The sequence below is a fragment of the Methylosinus sp. sav-2 genome (assembly GCF_004366495.1).
Classification (GTDB): Bacteria; Pseudomonadota; Alphaproteobacteria; order Rhizobiales; family Beijerinckiaceae; genus Methylosinus.
Map to the genome: position 1 here is coordinate 273605 of NZ_SOEJ01000002.1, position 18207 is coordinate 291811.

An 18207-nucleotide genomic window follows, 5' to 3' on the forward strand; every position below is an offset into this window, starting at 1 on the left:
CGCTCGAAGCGCAGGTCGATGCGCGAGCAAAATGCTCGGGCGGCGGCGCGGCGGGGAGCGCGAGCAGAGATGGCAGGACAATGGCGCAGAGCAGGATCGCGACGTTTCGCGAAACGTGGCGATACAGGAACAATTGGCCCAAAATGCGCTGCATGGCGACGAAGCTAGCATCGACGCCGCACGAATACAACTAATACGTGTATTATAAATTGTTACAACCTGTATCGCGCCGAGTGTTCCGTTCGTCGCACGCTCAGGCGGCGCGCCAATGTCCTGCATCCGCGAGGAAGGCGCCGATCGACTCGGCGATATAGGCGATATGCGCCTCGCTCAATCCGGGATAGACGCCGACCCAGAAAGTGCGGCGCATAATGACATCGGTGGCGGAGAGCGCGCCGGCGACGCGATGCGGGCGGTCCTTCATATAAGGCTGGCGCAAAAGATTGCCGCCGAACAGCAGCCGCGATCCGATGCGGCGCTCGGCGAGATGCTGCAGCAGCGCCTCGCGTCCAAAAGGCGCATTCTCGCGCAGCGTCAGCGCGAAGCCGAACCAGGAGGGATCGCTGCGCGGCGTCGCCTCGGGCAGCAGGAAAACATCCTCATAGGGGCGCAGCGCCTCTTTCAGCAGCGCGAAATTGCGCTTGCGGGCCTCGATGAAGCCCGGCAGGCGCTCCATCTGCGCCAGCGCCACGGCGGCCTGCATATCGGTGATCTTCAGATTATAGCCGAGATGCTGATAGACATATTTGTGATCATAGCCGAAGGGCAGATCTCCTGATTGCCACTCATAGCGCTTCTTGCAAGTGTCGTCCTTGCCCGGCGCGCACCAGCAGTCGCGGCCCCAGTCGCGGAAGGATTCGACGCTGCGGCGCAGCACGGAGCGCGAGGTGAACACCGCGCCGCCTTCGCCCATTGTGATGTGATGCGCGGGATAGAAGCTCAGCGTGCCTATGTCGCCGAATGTGCCGACCTGGCGTCCATCATAGAGCGAGCCGAGCGCGTCGCAGCAATCCTCGACCAGCCACAGGCCGTACTTCTCGGCGATGCGCGTCACCTCTGCGAGATCGAACGGATTGCCGAGCGTATGGGCGATCATTATGGCGCGCGTGCGCGGCGAGATCGCCGCCTCTATGAGATCGGCGCGGATATTATAGGTCGGTATGTCGACATCGACGAAGACGGGCGTCATCCCATTCTGCAAAATGGGATTGAGCGTCGTCGGAAAGCCGGCGGCGACGGTGATGACCTCGTCGCCGGGCTGAAGCGCGCGCTCCTTCAGCAGCGGCGAGGTCAGCGCGGTGAGCGCCAGAAGATTGGCCGAGGACCCGGAATTGGCGGTCAACGCATGCCGGACGCCGATGAACTTTTCCAGCGCCTTCTCGAAAGCCGCATTGAATCGTCCGGTGGTGAGCCAAAAATCCAGCGCCGAATCGACGAGCGTCTGCATCTCGCGCGCACCATAGACCTTGCCGGAGACCGGGACGGCCGAGGCCCCGGGGCGAAACTCCGGCGTCGCATGGGCGATCTCGGCGTAGCGGCCGACAAGCGCCAAAATCTGCTCGCGCAGCGCGTCTTTCTCATCCGCCGTCTCGGCGGGGGCGTGCGAGGCGGCGGCTGCGGGCGGCGTCATATCATTGCTCCGGGCGTGCTCGCGCCGCGCTCAGCGGCGTCCATGCGTCTCTCATAGGCGTCGATCTGGGCGAGCGATGTGGTCGCCACATCCTCGCCGCGGCGGCGGCGCGATTCCCAATCGACGATCGCCTCCAGCGCCTCGAAGATCGACCATTGCGGGCGCCAGCCGAGCCGGCTGCGCGCCTTGGCGGAATCGAGTTTCAGCAAATGCGCCTCATGCGGCTCGTCGCCGCCGCTCTTCGTCCAGCCGGCGCCCTCGCCATAGGCGCGGCAGAGCGCGTCGGCCATCTCTCCCACCGTGCGCTCGCCGGAGGGATCGGGGCCGAAATTCCAGGCTTCCGCGAAGGGCGCGCCATCGTTCCGCAGGCGCTCGGCCAGCGTCAGATAGCCGGCGAGCGGCTCCAGCACATGCTGCCAGGGACGCACCGCGCGCGGAAAACGTATTTGCGCCGTCTCGCCGCGCTCCAACGCGCGCAAAATATCGGGCACGAGCCGATCCGCCGCCCAATCGCCGCCGCCGATGACATTTCCGGCGCGGGCCGTGGCCAATGCTGCGCCTCGTGTGGGGTGATCGGCTGTTGCAAAATAGGAATTGCGGAAGGAGGCGGCGACGAGCTCCGCGCAGCCTTTGCTGGCGCTATAGGGATCGAAGCCGCCCATCGCCTCATTCTCGCGATAGGCCCAGGGCCATTCGCGATTCTCATAGCATTTGTCGCTGGTGACGATGACGATGGCGCGGGCCGAGGGCGCGCCGCGCAGCGCCTCCAGCAGATGCGCAGTGCCGAGGGCGTTGACCTCGAAGGTCTCGATCGGATTGGCGTAGGAGTAGCGCACGAGCGGCTGCGCCGCGAGATGGAAGACGATCTGCGGCTCGAGCTCCCGCACCGCGCGCGCCAGCCGCGCGGCGTCGCGAATGTCGCCGATGACGCTCGTCATCTTCTGGTCGAGGCGCGCGAGCGCGAAAAGGCTGGGCTCGGTCGGCGGCGCCAGGGCGTAGCCCGCCACATTCGCGCCGAGTCGCATCAGCCATAAGGAGAGCCAGCCGCCCTTGAAGCCGGTGTGTCCGGTGACGAGGACGCGCTTGCCGGCCCAAAATTGCGGCGTCATTGGGCGTTCGCCAATTGCGGAAGAGCGAGCCTGAAGGCTCGCGGTCCAAACAGCGCCCTGGACCGCGAGCCTTCAGGCTCGCCTCGATCGCCACGAATTCTGCTCACGCCCAGACCTTCCAGGGCGCCTCGCCGCCGCTCCACAATTGCTCGAGGAAACGCTTGTCGCGCAGCGTGTCCATGCATTGCCAGAAGCCGTCATGGCGATAGGCGCGCAGCTGCCCGTCGGCGGCGATGCGGGTCAGCGGCTGCTGCTCGAGCGCGGTCAAATCGCCGTCGATATAATCGAGCGCCTTCTTCCACATCACGAAGAAGCCGCCATTGATCCAGCCGCCGTCGCCGCGCGGCTTTTCATCGAAAGAGAGAATGTCGTCGCCATCCATGGTGACGGCGCCGAAGCGGCCGGGCGGACGCACCACCGTCATGGTCGCGAGCCGGCCATGGGCGCGGTGATAGTCGATCTCGCCGGCGATATCGATATCGGCGACGCCATCGCCATAGGTGAGGCAGAAGGGCTCGTTGTCGGGGAGATAATCTGCGATGCGCTTCAGACGTCCGCCGGTCATCGTCTCTATGCCGGTGTCGACCAGTGTGATCCGCCAGGGCTCGGCCATTTTATTATGGACGATGGTCTTGTTCTCGGCGAGATCGAAGGTGACGTCGCTCATATGAAGGAAGTAGTTCGTAAAATAGTCCTTGATGAAATAGCCTCTATAGCCGAGGCAGACGATGAACTCGTTGACCCCGTGCTGCGAGTAGATCTTCATTATGTGCCACAAGATCGGCTTGCCGCCGATCTCGATCATGGGCTTGGGGCGATTGTCGGTCTCCTCGCTGAGGCGCGTGCCGAGACCGCCTGCGAATATTACGGCCTTCACGCGCGGTCTCCTCGAGAATGCGAGGGCGGTCCTCGGCGAATCGGGACGCGCCTGTCACGCAGTCTATCCGCGCGCCTTGCGCGAGCCTGTCGCGCGGCGCGAGTGGCGGCGGGCCGAGGGGCGGGGTGCTTGCGTCCTCTCGTGCGCGGGCGCACATTATCTTTCATTGTGGCGTGCGAGAAGATCGCTCGGCGATCGACGTAGATTTTGTGGCCAAAAGGTCCCAGCAGCTTCGACCGTCCTCCTACGATCGAAGCGGTATTCGAGCGATTGTTTCTTTAATCGAGGGCGGGGGCCGCGAATGCGTTGGTGTGTTTGCAAATCGCACGGCATTATCGATTATCGTTCCGCGGATGCGCCGCCGGCGCGCAAGCCGGACGAGGTTCGGATTTCCGAATCCGTCGGTCTCGGCGGCGTCAATTCCTATTCTGACGTGCTGAAGATTCAGCAGCTTATCGACAAGATTCCGAAGATCAACGGCGGTCCCGCGCCGCTGTTGGCGACAGACGGAATATGCGGGCCGCTGACGCGCGGCGCCATTCTCGACTTCCAAAAAAAGCAGTTCCCGGCAAATCCGCAATTCCATGACGGCTGGCGCCCGGATGGACGCGTCGATCCTGGAAAATGGACGATCGACAAGATGAATGTCATCGCCAATTGGGGGAGCCGAACCGATTTGCTGGAGATCGCGCGGAAGCAGGCTCCGGTCGCGCGAGCGCGGGTGATGAACGCGCTCCACCGCCTTTCGGTCGTGCGGTCCTCCTACGCATTGCCGAGCCCGCTATTCTCCAACGCGCAGCTGAAACGCGAGGCGGATTGGCATTTCAAATTCCATAAGGCGGCCTATCCGCTGGAGAATATCGACGCGGTGTCGACGATCTACCAGCGGATGAACGCCGCTCTGACCAAATTCATCGCCGGCAGCTTCCCGCTTTTCCAATTGTCGGATCACTATCGCGAGGACGCTCTCGCCTATGCGCATGTGGGCGGATATTCTTTCAGCATCGCAGAAATCGAATCCGGCGAGCAGGGCGCCTACATTTATGTCGCCAATGAGCGGTTCGGCAGCCTCCCGGTGATCATCCACGAGCTGGGACATTATTGTGGCGGCCGTTTCCGATCCGGGCGCGAGATCGATCACGTCAGCACGCCGCATCCCAAGCCGAATGGCGCGGCGCGCGAAGCCGGACGGCACGACTACCGGCGCATGACGCCGCAGGAAGCATTGAAAAATGTCTATAGCTATCAGGTCTACGCCCTGCCGGAGATGGGCTATGGCCCGCCCGAGTCGGGACAGATCTGAGCGCGGCGGCCGGAACCGGCCGATGAGGCGGCGTCAGGGTTAATCGCCCCTTAACCCCGCCTGCCTACCCTCGGCCGTCACGTCAGCCGAGCGCGCCCGTTTTCGGCGCGCTTCGCTGTATTTTTCGATTCGTCGCACGAGTGGGCTCGTTCGTCATGATGCGCAGCAACGCATTCCGTCACGTTTCCGAGCCGGTGCGCGAATTCACGGCGCGCCGAGCCGCGGAGCTCGCCGGCGCGGCGCTGATAGCGGCCTCGGTCGCGGCGGCTCTGGCGCTGGTCTCCTGGTCGGCGCGCGATCCCTCCTTCAATCATGCGACCACCGGGCGGGTGCGCAATCTGCTCGGCTCCGGCGGCGCGGTCGCCGCCGATATATTGATGCAGCTGTTCGGCCTCGCGGCGATCGCGGCGATATTGCCGATCGCCGCGCAGGGCCTGCGGCTCGTCACGCAGCGCGCGCTGCATCGGCCGCTGCTGCGCTTCGGCTTGTGGATCATCGGCGCGCTCGCGGCGGCGGCGGTCGTCTCGCTTCTGCCCGTCACCGACCGCTGGCCGCTGCCCACCGGGCTCGGCGGCGTGCTCGGCGACGCCGTGCTGGCGCTGCCGCGCCGCTTCTTCGGCGATTCGGCGGCGGCCATGGCGCTGGTGGCGCTGGTCGGCGCCGGAACCGCCATTCTCGCCCTCACCGGCGCCGCCGGCTTCGGCTTCGAGGCCGCCGCATCCGCCCATGCCGAGGACGAGCCCGCCGACCGCCGAATCGACGAGGAGGAAGAGGATGACGAGCCGGGCGTCGCCATCGTCTCGCTGGGCGCGCTCATTCACGCCGGCCTCACCATAAAGACGCTCGTGACGCGTCGTTTCGCCGCGCTGCTGGCGCGCCGTCGTAAGCCGGTCGAGATCGAGGAGCCGTCCGGCCCGCCTTTGCTCTCCGCCCGCCGCGAGCCGGTTTTCGACGCCTTCTCCTTCGTCCCGCCGCCGGCGCCCGCGCGCGCCGCCGCAGCCGCCGCTGCGCCGCGCGAGGAGGATTACGACGAGCCGCCGCCGGCCTCCGCCCGCGTGATGGAGCCCGTCGGGCCGCTGAAGCAGGGCAAGCGCGTGATGCGCGAGCGCCAGCCCACTTTGTTCGAGAGCCGCAATGAGCAGCATCGCTACGAGCTGCCGCCGCTGCTGCTGCTGAGCGAGCCCAAGAAGCAGGCTGCCGCCGCCAAAATCTCGCAGGATGCGCTGGAGCAGAACGCCCGCCTGCTGGAAGGCGTGCTCGAGGATTTCGGCGTCAAGGGCGAGATCATCAACGTGCGGCCAGGCCCGGTGGTCACGCTCTATGAGCTGGAGCCCGCGCCGGGAATCAAATCGTCGCGCGTGATCGGCCTCGCCGACGATATCGCCCGCTCGATGTCGGCGGTCTCGGCGCGCGTCGCCGTGGTCTCTGGCCGCAACGCCATCGGCATAGAGCTGCCCAACCATCGCCGCGAGACCGTCTTCCTGCGCGAATTGCTCGCCTGCGAGGATTTCGAGAAGACCAAGCATCGTCTCGCCATAGCGCTCGGCAAGACGATCGGCGGCGAGCCGGTCATCGTCGATCTCGCGCGCATGCCGCATCTTCTCGTCGCCGGCACCACCGGCTCCGGCAAATCGGTCGCCATCAACACGATGATCCTGTCGCTGCTCTACCGGATGAAGCCGGAAGAGTGCCGCCTCATCATGGTCGATCCGAAAATGCTCGAGCTTTCGGTCTATGACAACATCCCCCATCTGCTGACGCCCGTCGTCACCGACCCCAAAAAGGCGGTGGTGGCGCTCAAATGGGCGGTGCGCGAGATGGAGGACCGCTACAAGAAAATGTCCAAGCTCGGCGTGCGCAATATCGAGGGTTTCAATCAGCGCGTCGTCGAGGCGCAGGCCAAGGGCGAGATCATCACCCGCACAGTGCAGACCGGCTTCGATCGCGAGACCGGCGAGGCGATTTTCGAGCGCGAGGAGATGGAGCTGCATCCTCTGCCCTTCATCGTCGTCATCGTCGACGAGATGGCGGATCTGATGCTCGTCGCCGGCAAGGACATTGAGGGCGCGATTCAACGCCTCGCGCAAATGGCGCGCGCGGCCGGCATTCATCTCATCATGGCGACGCAGCGTCCTTCGGTCGATGTCATCACCGGCACGATCAAGGCCAATTTCCCGACGCGCATCTCCTTCCAGGTGACGTCGAAGATCGACAGCCGCACCATTTTGGGCGAGCAGGGCGCCGAGCAGCTCTTGGGCCAGGGCGACATGCTCTATATGGCCGGCGGCGGCCGCATCTCGCGCGTGCACGGGCCTTTCGTCTCGGACAATGAGGTCGAGAAGATCGTCGCGCATTTGAAGACGCAAGGCCAGCCGCAATATCTCGACGCCATCACCACGGAGGACGAGCCCTCCGAGGAGGCGGTGGAGAGCGCCGCGCCGGGCTCCATGGATGCGGAGGAGGGCGCCGATCTCTACGATCGCGCCGTGGCGATCGTGCTGCGCGACCGCAAATGCTCGACGAGCTACATTCAGCGGCGCCTGTCGATCGGCTACAACAAGGCCGCCTCGCTGGTGGAGCAGATGGAGCGCGAAGGCGTGGTGGGCCAGGCCAATCACGCCGGCAAGCGCGAGATTCTGGTGGGCGGCGGGATAGATCGCGGGGCGTTCGACATAGACGCGGCGTGAGGGATTTCAGCGAATGTGGGGGTGAAGCTTTCCTCATCCTGAGGAGCTCGCGAAGCGGGCGTCTCGAAGGACGAGGAAAGCTTCACTTGCGCCTTTTGGAGCTTCCCCTCGCGCTTCGCGCCGCTCATCTCACGAGCATTCGGCCCATCTCGATCGCTTCCTTTGCGAGGTTCGTCGCGACGATCCGCACGCTCAGCACGGCGCCTTGCGCAGGCACGATCCGAACCCAGCTCTGCGCGCCGACTTTCAACGTCTCGACGGCCGCTCCGGCGGCGACCTCTATGTCGATATAGGTTCCGACGCCTGTCGCTCCCGCGTGCCAGGCGTAGACGCCCTCGCCATAATGGGCCGCCGCGCCCGTCGAGAGCCGCAGCGAGCCTTCCATCTCGATCCGCGCATAGCTGACGCCCGGCAGTTCCGATGTGAGCGTATGTCGAAATCGACGCGGCGCGGTCAGCAATTCGGCCGTTCGAATTGGGTTCTTGTCCTGCAGATCGGCAGCCGTCTTGGCGAGGCGGACCATCGCAGGGTGTAGAGCGTTGCGCTCCAAGGCCTTGCGGGCGGCCCTTTGCGCGAGCAGCTTCAAGACGACTCTGCCGCCCTTCGCAGCGAGCTTGACGAGACCATAGCCCGCTATCACATAGCTCAGCGGGTCTTCCGAAACGAGTCCGGGCTCGCTCCCGCCGGAACCAAGGATCGCCAGGATTCGGCCCTCGGGGTCGATCAGCAGCTCGAAGTAATTCGGCCCGATATTGTTGAAGTGAGCGAAGGAGCCCCAATCGCCCGCATTCGGATAATCCTCTTCCACATAGGCGATATCTTGATCCAATATCGCCCGAAGTTCCTTTATGCGCGTCTCGCCGTCGTTCTTGGTGGCGAATTTGCGTTGAACGATGATGTTCTCGACCAACACTCTTCCGATATGTCCGATCACCGGATAGGCGGCGAATTTGCCGACGACCGGATAATCATAAGCGTAGAAGGGCTTTTGATCGACGACCGGCGCGAGCGACATTTTCGTGCTGCGGTTGGCGAAGAGGAGGCTGTAGCGCTTCTCCCACCTCGTCGCGAAATCCTCGAATTTCGTGCTCGGCGAACGATAGAGATCCAACGGCCGCATTTGCGCGGGAAGCAGCTGAAAGCCCTGGATGGAATCCTGAAAAGGCACGCGAACCCGGCCGCCATGGGCGTTGTCGCCCACGGTCACCCATTCCTGCCGCGCCCATAATGTGGCGTCGAGCAGGCTGCGGTTGGCAATGGCTTCGTAATCCATGAAATTCTCCGGCGGCAATTGGAGCGTTCTCGCTCCGGCGCCGTGATCTTGCGCGGATGCGCGCCGGCGACTGTGCGTCAGAGCACGCTCGCGCGAGAGCCGCCGCTCGCCGAGAGGGCGCCGACGTCAGGGCGACGCAATCGTGCTCCGCGTATATGATCCAACATTAGCCATATCGCCGTCCTAGTGAGGACGGCGGACGGCTCCCGATCAGCCGCGCCGAAATCGTCTGGAGCACCAATTCCTGTGAAATCGCCTCTCGCCGCCGCGCTGGTTCTCACCCTTCTCGCCGCCTCCGGCGCTCAGGCCGTGGAGCAGAAGAAAAAGCCGCATCCGGCGCCGGCCGCCAAGGCTCAGGCGGGAAAGCCAGCGGCCAAGGGCAAGCCGGTCGCCGCCGCCAAAGCGAAGCCGAGGCCCGCCGATCCCAAAACCGCGCAGGCCAAGCCGGCCGACCCCAAAGCTGCCCCCCCCGCCGCCAAGCCGCCGGCCTCGGCGCCCGCGGTTCCGGACGCGGCCAAGGCCGCGGTGGGCGCCGTCGCAGTGGGCGGAGCCGCCGCCGCCGTCGCTGTGGCGGCTCAGCCCCAGGCGCCGCTCACCCGTGACGAGGCGATCAAGCGCGCCGAGGCCTCGCTCAACTCCTCTCCCGTCATGACGGCCGATTTCGTGCAGATCGGCGGCGACGGCCGCCGGGCCGAGGGCAAGCTCTATGTGCATAAGGTCGGGCGCATGCGCTTCGAATATGCGCAGCCGGCCACGATGGAGGTTGTCTCCGACGGCGTGCAGGTCGCCGTGCGCGATCGCAAGCTCAATACGCAGGACCTCTATTTCATCAATCAGACGCCGCTGAAATTCCTTCTCAACGAGAAGATCGATCTGCAAAAGGATGTGAAGCTCGTCGATGTCGTGATCGACGACGCCGGCGCCTCCATCTCCATAGAGGACAAGGCGACCTTCGGCGGCACGTCGAAGATCAAGCTGATCTTCGATTCCAAGACCTTCCTGCTCAAGCAATGGCAGGTCTCCGACCCGCAGGGCTATGAGACCTTGGTGTCGCTGTTCAACGTCGACCGCAGCAGCGCGCCGGACGCCAATCTGTTCAAGATCGACAAGGGCTCGCTGCTCGACTTTCATTAGAGCGTTTCCAGCCGAAGTGGACGCTGGTTCGGCGTTGGAAACGCGTTGAAACTAGAGCCGGCGAGCCCTCGTGATGCTCACGCGGCTTTCAGCGACGCCATATCGATGACGAAGCGATATTTCACATCGCTCTTCACCATGCGCGCATAGGCCGTCTCGATCTCCTGCATGGCGATCGTTTCTATATCGGCGACAATGCCCTTCTCGGCGCAGAAATCGAGCATTTCCTGCGTCTCCTTTATGCCGCCGATCAGCGAGCCGGCGATCTGCCGCCGCTTGAAGATCAGCCCGCCCGCCGATGGCGAGGGATGCGGCGTCTCCGGCACGCCCACCAGAGTCAGCACGCCGTCGCGCTTCAGCAGATTCACATAGGCGTCGAGATCATGGCTGACGGCGACCGTATCGAGAATGAAGTCGAGGCTGCCCGCGCGGGCCGCCATGGCCTCCGCATCCTTGGAGACCACGACCTCGTCGGCCCCGAGCGCGAGAGCGGCCTCGCGTTTCGACGGCGAGGTGGTGAAGGCGACGACATGCGCGCCCAGCGCATGGGCGAGCTTCACGCCCATATGGCCGAGCCCGCCAATGCCGACGACGCCGACCTTCTTGCCCGGCCCGACGCCCCAATGTTTGAGCGGCGACCATGTGGTGATTCCGGCGCAGAGCAGCGGCGCGACGGCGGCGAGCTGCGCCTCCTCGTGATGAATGGCGAGCACGAAATGCTCGTCGACGACGATCGCCGTCGAATAGCCGCCGAAAGTGTTCTCGCCGGAGCCGTCGAGCGCGCCGTTGTAGGTGGCGACAAAGCCATGCTCGCAATATTGCTCGAGCCCATCGTCGCAGGAGACGCAGTGGCGGCAGCTGTCGACCATGCAGCCGACGGCGGCGATGTCTCCCACTTTGAACCGTGTCGCCTCCGCGCCGACGGCGGTCACGCGGCCGACGATCTCATGGCCCGGCACGCAAGGGTAACGCGTGCCCGGCCATTCGCTGCGCGCCGTGTGCAGATCGGAATGGCAGACGCCGCAAAAGAGAATGTCGATCGCGACATCCTTCGGTCCCGGCGCGCGGCGCTCGATGGAGAGGGGCGCAAAAGGCGCCGTGGCGGATTGGACCGCATAGGCCTTGGTGGGCATGGGGATGGCCTCGGGATTTTCGAAGGGGGGACTCGCCTCGGGCGGAGGCGGTTTCCAATAGCATGTTTCGAGGATCGGGTCGAAGACGGGGTCTGCTCGAGTTTGACACCTGTCGCGTTACAAGTTACAAATCGTCATGATCGCGAGCTTTCGGCACAAGGGATTGCGGCGGTTGTTCGAGAGTGACGACGGGAGCAGATTGCCACCCGATTTGATCGAGCGCATTCGTCGCATTCTGTCTTTTCTGGATGCCGCGGATCGGGCGGAGGACATGGATCAGCCGACCTTCCGTCTCCACACTCTCAAAGGAGAGCTGAAGGGTTTTTGGGCGGTGACGGTGCGGGCGAACTGGCGGATCGTCTTCCGTTTCCAGGACGGCGCAGCCGAAGATGTCGATTTTATCGACTATCACTGATGAAGGCGCGGGCGATGATGAAAAATCCTGCCCATCCCGGTGGGCTCATCCGAGACAATATCGAGGAGCTGGGCCTGAGCGTCGCCGAGGCGGCGAAGGGGCTCGGCGTGACGCGGCAGCAGCTCTATCGACTGATCAACGGTCATCACGGACTCACGCCGGAAATGGCGCTGCGGCTCGAGCAGGCTTTCGGCGGATCGGCCGACGCCTGGATGCGGATGCAGATCGCCTATGATCTCGCGCGAGCCCGGGCGCGGGCGAGCGTTTCCATTCCGCGACTCGCGCCGAAGGTGGCGTGAGTTTCGGGAATGCGATCATGGAAGCGCCGATTTTGCTCACTGAGCGGCTTCGCCTTCGCGCTTGGCGGGATTCCGATCGGGAACCCTTTGCGGCGCTCAACGCCGATCTTCGCGTTATGAAGCACTTCTCTCGGCCGCTCGACCGTGCGCAGAGCGACGCATTCGCCGATCGCGCGCAAGCGAGGCTCGTCGAAAACGGGTTCGGCTTATGGGCGGTCGAAGCGCCTGGCGTCGCGCCGTTTCTCGGATTCGTCGGATTGGCCGAGCCGGCCTTCGTCGCGCATTTCACCCCTTGCGTGGAGATCGGATGGCGGCTCGCGCGCCAGCACTGGGGACACGGCTATGCGACCGAGGCCGCGAGAGCCGTGCTCGATCACGCTTTCCGTGTTCTCGGTTTGTCGGAAGTCGTGTCATTCACGGCGCAGGGCAATCAGCGCTCGCGTCGTGTCATGGAGCGGCTCGGGATGAGTTACGAAGCGAGCGACGATTTCGACTATCCGAATTTTCCAGTAGGGCACGAGTCGAGGCGGCACGTCCTCTATCGTATCAAAAGTGCGAGGGAACCGGTTCTTCGGTCTCCGTGACAAGATTGCGGGCGACCAACATCGCCCTCTCACCCCCACAGCTCCCTCTCCGGCGGATACACCAGCGACCCCTCGTAGCGCAGCCCCGGCTCGCGGTCCTTCGCCAGCAGCAGCGGTCCGTCGAGATCGACGAACTCGGCCCCTTGCGCGACGATCAGCGCCGGGGCCATGGCCAGCGAGGTGCCGACCATGCAGCCGGCCATGATCGAGAGGCCGAGCCGCCGCGCCTCGGCGGCGAGCGCCAGCGCCTCGGTGAGGCCGCCGGTCTTGTCCAGCTTTATGTTCACGGCGTCATAGCGCCCGACCAGCGCGACGAGGCCGATGCGGTCGTGCACGCTCTCATCGGCGCAGATCGGCACGGGGCGGGGGAGGCGCGCGAGCGCTTCATCGGCGTCCGCCGGCAGCGGCTGCTCGATCAGCTTCACGCCGGCTTTCGCGCAAGCTTCGCTATTGGCGACGAAATTTTCTTCGCGCCATGCCTCGTTGGCGTCGACGATCAGCGCCGAATCGCCCGCGCCGGCGCGCACGGCCGCAATGCGTTCGGCGTCGCCATCTCCGGCGAGCTTCACCTTCAGCAGCGGGCGATGCGCGGCCTTGGCCGCGGCCTCGCGCATTTCTTCCGGCGTTCCGACCGAGATCGTATAGGCGGTGACGAGCGGCTCCATGCGCAGGAGGCCGGCGAGCCGATAGGCGGAAACGCCGGTGCGCTTCGCCTCCAAATCCCAGAGCGCGCAATCGGCGGCGTTGCGGGCCGCGCCCGGCGGCAGCAGAGCGGCCAGCGCTGCGCGATCGGCGCCGGCCTCCAGCAGATCGCGCACGCTCTCCAGCTGATCGACGACGCTCTCGACGCTCTCGCCATAGCGGGCGTAGGGCACGCATTCGCCGTGGCCAATGGCGTCGCGGTCGGCGAGCTGAGCCACCACCACGACGGCCTCGGTCTTGGCGCCGCGCGAGATGACGAATCGCCCGGCGATGGGGAAACGTTCGACGGAAATGGTCAGTTGGACGCCCATAGCGATTTTTCCAGTTGAAACAGAGAGACTGCGGGCGCCGCGGCCAGGCTCGCGCTCGACTCTGGCTGCGGCGGAAGTTAAGACGCTGCGGGGCGCGGAGAAAGGGAGCCGCCGGCCCATAGGGCCGAAAATAGGCATGGCCACGGACCTCGACCATACGGCCCGCCTCTCGTCGCGACGAGAGGGCGAGACCGCGCGCTTCGCGCTGGGCGGCGAATGGGTGCTCGCCGATTCCGCCGCGCTGGAGAAGGACGCCGCCGGCATGGCCGCCGCCGCCCGCGGCGCCGCTCGCGCTATCGTCGATCTCGCGCAAATCGTCCGGCTCGACACCGCCGGCGCCTGGATCATCGGCCGCGCCATGGACGAGCTCGCCCATGCCGGGGTCTCCGTCTCGCTGGAGGGCGCGCGGCCGGAGCATGTCATCTTGCTGCAAGAGACGAAGTTTCGTCCCTTCGAGGCGCCGTCGCGCTGCCGTCGCCTGCTCGTCGTCGATATTCTCGCCGATCTCGGCCGCTCCGTCGTCTCGGCGGCGCAGGACGCCTATAGCGGCGTGGGCTTTCTCGGCGAGTTCGTCGTCGCCTCGGGCGTCTCGCTCATGGCGGCGGGACGCTTTCGCTTCACCTCGCTCGTCTATCATATGGAGAGCTTCGGCTTTCGCAGCCTGCCGATCATCGCGCTCATCAATCTGCTCGTCGGCGCCATTGTCGCGCAGCAGGGCATATTCCAGCTGCGACGCTTCGGCGCCGGCGCCTATGCGGTCGATCTCATCGGCATTTTGGTGCTGCGCGAGCTCGGCGTGCTGCTCACCTCCATCATGATCGCCGGCCGCTCCGGCTCCGCCATCACCGCCGAGCTCGGCTCGATGAAGATGCGGGAGGAGGTCGACGCCCTGCGCGTCATGGGCCTCTCGCCGGTCGAGGTGCTGGTGACGCCGCGCGTCTTGGCGCTGGTTCTGTCGCTGCCGCTGCTCACCTTCATCGCCGATATGTCGGCGCTGTTCGGCGGCCTTCTGGTGTGCTGGGTCTATGAGGGCATCAGCCCGGCGGCCTATCTCTCGCTGCTGCAGGCGGCGATCGGCCGCAACACTTTCATCGTCGGCCTCATAAAGGCGCCATTCATGGCGCTGGTCATCGGCATGGTGGCCGCTATGGAGGGCATGGCGACCAGAGGCTCGGCCGAATCGCTCGGCCGCCATGTCACGGCTTCTGTGGTGAAGGCGATCTTCATGGTCATCGTGCTCGACGGCTTCTTCGCCATCTTCTTCGCCGCGATCAAATATTAGCCCGATGACCGACCTCGCCTCGCAGACGATCGAAAAGCCCGCCGCGACGCGCGAGACGGTCATTCGCGTGCGCGATCTCTTCGTCGCCTTCGGGCAGAGCTTGGTGATGCGCGGCCTCGATCTCGATGTCTATCGCGGCGAGGTGCTGGGCTTCGTCGGCGGCTCGGGGCAGGGCAAATCGGTGCTGATGCGCACCATTCTCGGCCTCGTCGATAAGCGCTCCGGCCTCATAGAGCTGTTCGGGCGCGATCGCGACGCGCTGACCTCGGCCGAGCGCCGGCGCGTCGAGCGGCGCTGGGGCGTGCTGTTTCAGAACGGCGCGCTGTTTTCCAGCCTCACCGTGCGGCAGAACATTCAAATGCCCATGCGCGAGACCGGGCATATTTCGGCGCGGCTGATGGACGAGCTGGCGATGCTGAAGCTCGAGCTGGTCGGCCTGCCCGCGAGCGCGGCGGACAAATTTCCGGCCGAATTATCGGGCGGCATGATCAAGCGCGCGGCGCTCGCCCGCGCGCTCGCCCTCGACCCGGAGCTGGTCTTTCTCGACGAGCCGACCTCCGGCCTCGACCCCATAGGCGCGGCGGAATTCGACGAGCTGATCGCCACTCTGCAACATACGCTCGGATTGACCGTCTTCATGGTGACGCATGATCTCGACAGCCTCTATTCCATCTGCGACCGCATCGCCGCGCTCGCCGAGGGAAAGGTTATCGCCGCCGGGCCGATGGAGGAGATGCTCGCTTGCGAGCATCCTTGGCTGAAGGCTTATTTCCACGGCGTGCGCGGATCGCGCCTCTCCGGCGCGCTCGACGCGCGCAAGACGAATATGCGAGGACGAGAGTAGGCCCCATGGAAACCCGCGCCAATTTCGCCCTCATCGGCGCTTTCGCCCTCGCCGTGGTGTTCGCGGCCTTCGGCTTCGTCTTCTGGTTCTCGGGAGCGAGCCAGACGGCGCAATACAAGACCTATGAGGTGCATTTCAACGGCTCGGTCAGCGGCCTGCTGCGCGGCGGCGACGTGCGCTTCAACGGGCTGAAGGTGGGCGAGGTGACGCAGCTCGCCATTTCCGAACAGGATCCGAGCCGCGTCGACGTGCTCGTCAGCATAGACCGCAAGACGCCGGTCAAAACCAACACGCGCGCGCGTCTCGAGCAGGCCGGCTTCACCGGCGTCTCCTATGTGTCGCTCACCGGCGGCACGCCGGGCGCGGAGGAGCTGCGCGCCCGGCAGGGCGAGACTTATCCCGTCATAGAGGGCGAGCGCTCCGAGTTTCAGAATATTCTCGAGAATGTGCAGAAGCTCTCGTCGACCGCCACTGAGGTTCTCGACAAGGTGGGCAAATTGCTCGACGCCAATTCGCAGACTATCTCGGACACGCTGCGAAACACCGAGAAATTCACCAAGGCGCTCGCCGATAATTCCGGCGGAATCGACTCCTTCATCCACGACATGTCGGAGATCAGCGCCTCGATGAAGCCGCTGCCGGCCCGCATCGACAAGCTTCTCGTCGCGATCGACCCCAAGAAGCTGAACAGCATCGCGACCGACATCGCCGGCGCTTCGGCGAATCTGAGGAGTTTCTCCGGCGGCGGCTTGAAGCAATATGAGCAGCTGGCCGTCGATGCGCGCAAGACGCTGGAGACGGTGGAGCGGGCCGTGCGCTCGCTGGAAAAGAATCCGCAGCAGGTGATCTTTGGCGCGAGCCCGGCTCTGCCTGAATATCGCGGTAAGTGATCGAGCGCTCGGGTGAGAAGGCGCAATTGGGTGAACGAGACGATGAGCCGGAAGAGGCGTTTTCCACCTCCCCCTCGAGGGGGGAGGTCGAGCGCCGCAGGCGCTCGGGAGGGGGTGACGCCCCGAGTCTTCGCAGTCGAACCCCACCCCGGACCGCTTTTGCGGTCCGACCCTCCCCCTGAAGGGGAGGGTGAGCGCGCCCCTTTCGCGGTCACGCATTGCGCGGCAAGTAGAGGCGTCGCTCTTTGATGGCCAGCGACGTTCGAGTAAGCTTGGAATCACTACAGCGTTCCAGCCGAAGTGGACGCCGGTTCGGCGTTGGAACGCGTCGAAAAAGATACCAGGGAAAGCGCCGCGGCGTCGCGCGCGATCAGCGGGAAGGATCGGTCCATGACGCCGTCGAGAGCGTCGCTCTCACTCATTCTGCTCGCCGCTCTGGCGCTCGCGGCTTGCGGCGGCGCGCCGCAGCGCGAGAGCTTCGATCTCGGCGGTCCCGGCGAGGCTGGGCGCGCGCTGGCGCGGCCCTTGCGCGGCACGCTCGCTGTCGCCGAGCCGCAGGCGGTGCAGCCCATCGACTCCGATCGCATCGTCGTGCGCACCGGGCCGAACGAGGTCGCCAATCTCGCCGAGGCGCAATGGGTGGACCGGCTGCCGCGGCTCGTGCAGGCGCGGCTCATCGCCGGCTTCGACATCGGCCGCCGCGCCGGCTCGGTCGTGCGCGCCGGAATGATCGCGGATCATGTGCTGTCGACCGAGATTCGCCGTTTCGAGATCGATGTGACGACCTCCGAGGCGGTGGTCGAGATCGCCGCTAGAATGCTCGATTCGCGCGGCGCGCCGGTGGGGCAGGGCCGCGTCTTCTCAAGCCGCGCGCCGGCGCCCCATTCCACTGGCGCGGCGGCGACGCAGGCGCTGGACGAGGCGCTGACCGCGACCGTCGGTCAGATCGTGCGTTGGACCGCGGCGCAAGTCTGAGCAGGCGCCCGCGACATGACGCCGTCGCAGGCTCGAGGAAAGACTAGCGCGTCCGCCCTACCGATGATAACTGATCGCGCAATAGGACGAGCGTCGGGCCGAAGCTTCGGGCGAGGGACTTCGGCGGCCCGCCGAATTTTGCGCCAGCGGCAGGCGCGCCGACACGTCAACGGAAGAGACAGAGCACCATGGTGAAGACCAGCCTCTACGACCAAGCGAACCGCTATGGCGCCGAGCCCGGCGGCGGCGCTCCGACCAAGGCGAAGATCACTTTCGTCGATTCGCATGGTCAGGCCCGCACGGTCGAGGGCGAGACGGGCTCCACGGTCATGGAGACGGCGCGCCGCAACGATATTCCCGAGATTCCGGCCGAATGCGGCGGGGCCTGCGCCTGCGCCACCTGCCATGTCTATGTCGATGAAGCCTGGGTCGAGAAAGCCGGCAAGCCGTCGCAGATGGAAGAGGACATGCTGGACTTCGCCTTCGACGTGAAGCCCAATTCGCGCCTCAGCTGCCAGATCACCGTGCGGCCGGAGCTCGACGGCCTCGTGGTGACGACGCCCTCGCAGCAGGGCTGAGAGTTCTGCAGGGACGAAAGCGGCCGATATTCGAAGGACCAAAACGCCGCCTCGCCGCGGCGTTTTTTTTGGTGTCCGTTTCGACCTCCCGAAGACATTTGCATGACGGCGCGGATGCTATAGACCATGGCCGTGAAGGGATCGGGTTTCGACCGGAGCTGGCCGCGCCGGGCCTGCCTGT

17 protein-coding genes are annotated in these 18207 nt (G+C 65.1%); 11 read left to right on the plus strand and 6 right to left on the minus strand.

Annotated elements, in window-relative coordinates:
- Positions 1-253: 253 nt before the first annotated feature.
- The 3 genes from rfbH to rfbF all read right to left on the minus strand — a co-directional run bounded on the left by rfbH (position 254) and on the right by rfbF (position 3616).
- Positions 254-1630: a lipopolysaccharide biosynthesis protein RfbH gene (gene rfbH / locus EDE12_RS07470; protein ID WP_024879003.1), complete on the minus strand. Its 1377-nt coding sequence runs from the start codon at positions 1628-1630 to the stop codon at positions 254-256.
- Entirely contained in the window at positions 1627-2739 is a 1113-nt protein-coding gene (rfbG, locus tag EDE12_RS07475; protein WP_026597960.1) for a CDP-glucose 4,6-dehydratase, read from the minus strand. The genes rfbH and rfbG overlap by 4 nt, the downstream gene beginning before the upstream one ends.
- Positions 2740-2842: 103 nt before the next feature.
- The gene (gene rfbF, locus EDE12_RS07480) at positions 2843-3616 is read right to left on the minus strand and encodes a glucose-1-phosphate cytidylyltransferase (protein ID WP_024879005.1); all 774 of its coding nucleotides are present in this window, start codon (positions 3614-3616) and stop codon (positions 2843-2845) included.
- A gap of 301 nt (positions 3617-3917) precedes the next feature.
- Here rfbF and EDE12_RS07485 point away from each other — a divergent pair, with 301 nt between their 5' ends.
- Both EDE12_RS07485 and EDE12_RS07490 read left to right on the plus strand, forming a co-directional pair.
- Complete coding sequence (locus EDE12_RS07485; RefSeq protein ID WP_026597961.1) at positions 3918-4919, plus strand: hypothetical protein; 1002 nt, start codon at positions 3918-3920, stop codon at positions 4917-4919.
- A gap of 158 nt (positions 4920-5077) precedes the next feature.
- Positions 5078-7606, plus strand: a complete 2529-nt coding sequence (locus EDE12_RS07490; RefSeq protein ID WP_036290410.1) for a DNA translocase FtsK — start codon at positions 5078-5080, stop codon at positions 7604-7606.
- Positions 7607-7730: 124 nt separating this feature from the next.
- On the opposite strand, the gene EDE12_RS07495 is transcribed toward EDE12_RS07490, so the two are convergent.
- Positions 7731-8879: a hypothetical protein gene (locus tag EDE12_RS07495; protein ID WP_134188025.1), complete on the minus strand. Its 1149-nt coding sequence runs from the start codon at positions 8877-8879 to the stop codon at positions 7731-7733.
- Between the two features lie 246 nt (positions 8880-9125).
- Between EDE12_RS07495 and EDE12_RS07500 the strand changes: the two genes are divergently transcribed.
- Positions 9126-10013, plus strand: coding sequence for an outer-membrane lipoprotein carrier protein LolA (locus tag EDE12_RS07500; RefSeq protein ID WP_026597964.1), 888 nt, complete (start codon positions 9126-9128; stop codon positions 10011-10013).
- Positions 10014-10090: 77 nt separating this feature from the next.
- Here the strand turns inward: EDE12_RS07500 and EDE12_RS07505 are convergent, their stop codons facing one another.
- Positions 10091-11146 carry an NAD(P)-dependent alcohol dehydrogenase gene (locus EDE12_RS07505; protein ID WP_026597965.1) on the minus strand — a complete coding sequence of 352 codons (1056 nt, stop codon included), beginning with the start codon at positions 11144-11146 and terminating at the stop codon, positions 10091-10093.
- A gap of 136 nt (positions 11147-11282) precedes the next feature.
- Between EDE12_RS07505 and EDE12_RS07510 the strand changes: the two genes are divergently transcribed.
- Genes EDE12_RS07510 through EDE12_RS07520 form a run of 3 tightly spaced genes read left to right on the plus strand, consistent with a single transcriptional unit; the run spans position 11283 to position 12444 of the window.
- The gene (locus EDE12_RS07510; RefSeq protein ID WP_026597966.1) at positions 11283-11561 is read left to right on the plus strand and encodes a type II toxin-antitoxin system RelE/ParE family toxin; all 279 of its coding nucleotides are present in this window, start codon (positions 11283-11285) and stop codon (positions 11559-11561) included.
- A 14-nt stretch (positions 11562-11575) separates the two neighbouring features.
- A complete protein-coding gene (locus EDE12_RS07515) occupies positions 11576-11860 on the plus strand; it encodes a HigA family addiction module antitoxin (protein ID WP_026597967.1) in 285 nt (94 codons plus the stop codon).
- 17 nt (positions 11861-11877) lie between these two features.
- Positions 11878-12444: a GNAT family N-acetyltransferase gene (locus EDE12_RS07520; protein WP_026597968.1), complete on the plus strand. Its 567-nt coding sequence runs from the start codon at positions 11878-11880 to the stop codon at positions 12442-12444.
- A 29-nt stretch (positions 12445-12473) separates the two neighbouring features.
- On the opposite strand, the gene dgcA is transcribed toward EDE12_RS07520, so the two are convergent.
- On the minus strand, positions 12474-13457 hold the full coding sequence (gene dgcA, locus EDE12_RS07525; protein ID WP_026597969.1) for an N-acetyl-D-Glu racemase DgcA: 984 nt from the start codon (positions 13455-13457) through the stop codon (positions 12474-12476).
- 136 nt (positions 13458-13593) lie between these two features.
- Between dgcA and EDE12_RS07530 the strand changes: the two genes are divergently transcribed.
- From EDE12_RS07530 to EDE12_RS07550, 5 genes are all read left to right on the plus strand, one after another.
- Positions 13594-14739 carry an ABC transporter permease gene (locus EDE12_RS07530; RefSeq protein WP_024879014.1) on the plus strand — a complete coding sequence of 382 codons (1146 nt, stop codon included), beginning with the start codon at positions 13594-13596 and terminating at the stop codon, positions 14737-14739.
- A 4-nt stretch (positions 14740-14743) separates the two neighbouring features.
- Positions 14744-15583, plus strand: coding sequence for an ABC transporter ATP-binding protein (locus EDE12_RS07535; RefSeq protein WP_024879015.1), 840 nt, complete (start codon positions 14744-14746; stop codon positions 15581-15583).
- 5 nt (positions 15584-15588) lie between these two features.
- Entirely contained in the window at positions 15589-16473 is an 885-nt protein-coding gene (locus EDE12_RS07540) for an MlaD family protein (RefSeq protein WP_026597971.1), read from the plus strand.
- Between the two features lie 390 nt (positions 16474-16863).
- The gene (locus EDE12_RS07545; protein ID WP_024879017.1) at positions 16864-17448 is read left to right on the plus strand and encodes an ABC-type transport auxiliary lipoprotein family protein; all 585 of its coding nucleotides are present in this window, start codon (positions 16864-16866) and stop codon (positions 17446-17448) included.
- Between the two features lie 188 nt (positions 17449-17636).
- Positions 17637-18026 (plus strand): 2Fe-2S iron-sulfur cluster-binding protein, encoded by a 390-nt coding sequence (locus tag EDE12_RS07550; RefSeq protein ID WP_024879018.1) that lies wholly within the window; start codon positions 17637-17639, stop codon positions 18024-18026.
- Positions 18027-18207 lie beyond the last annotated feature (181 nt).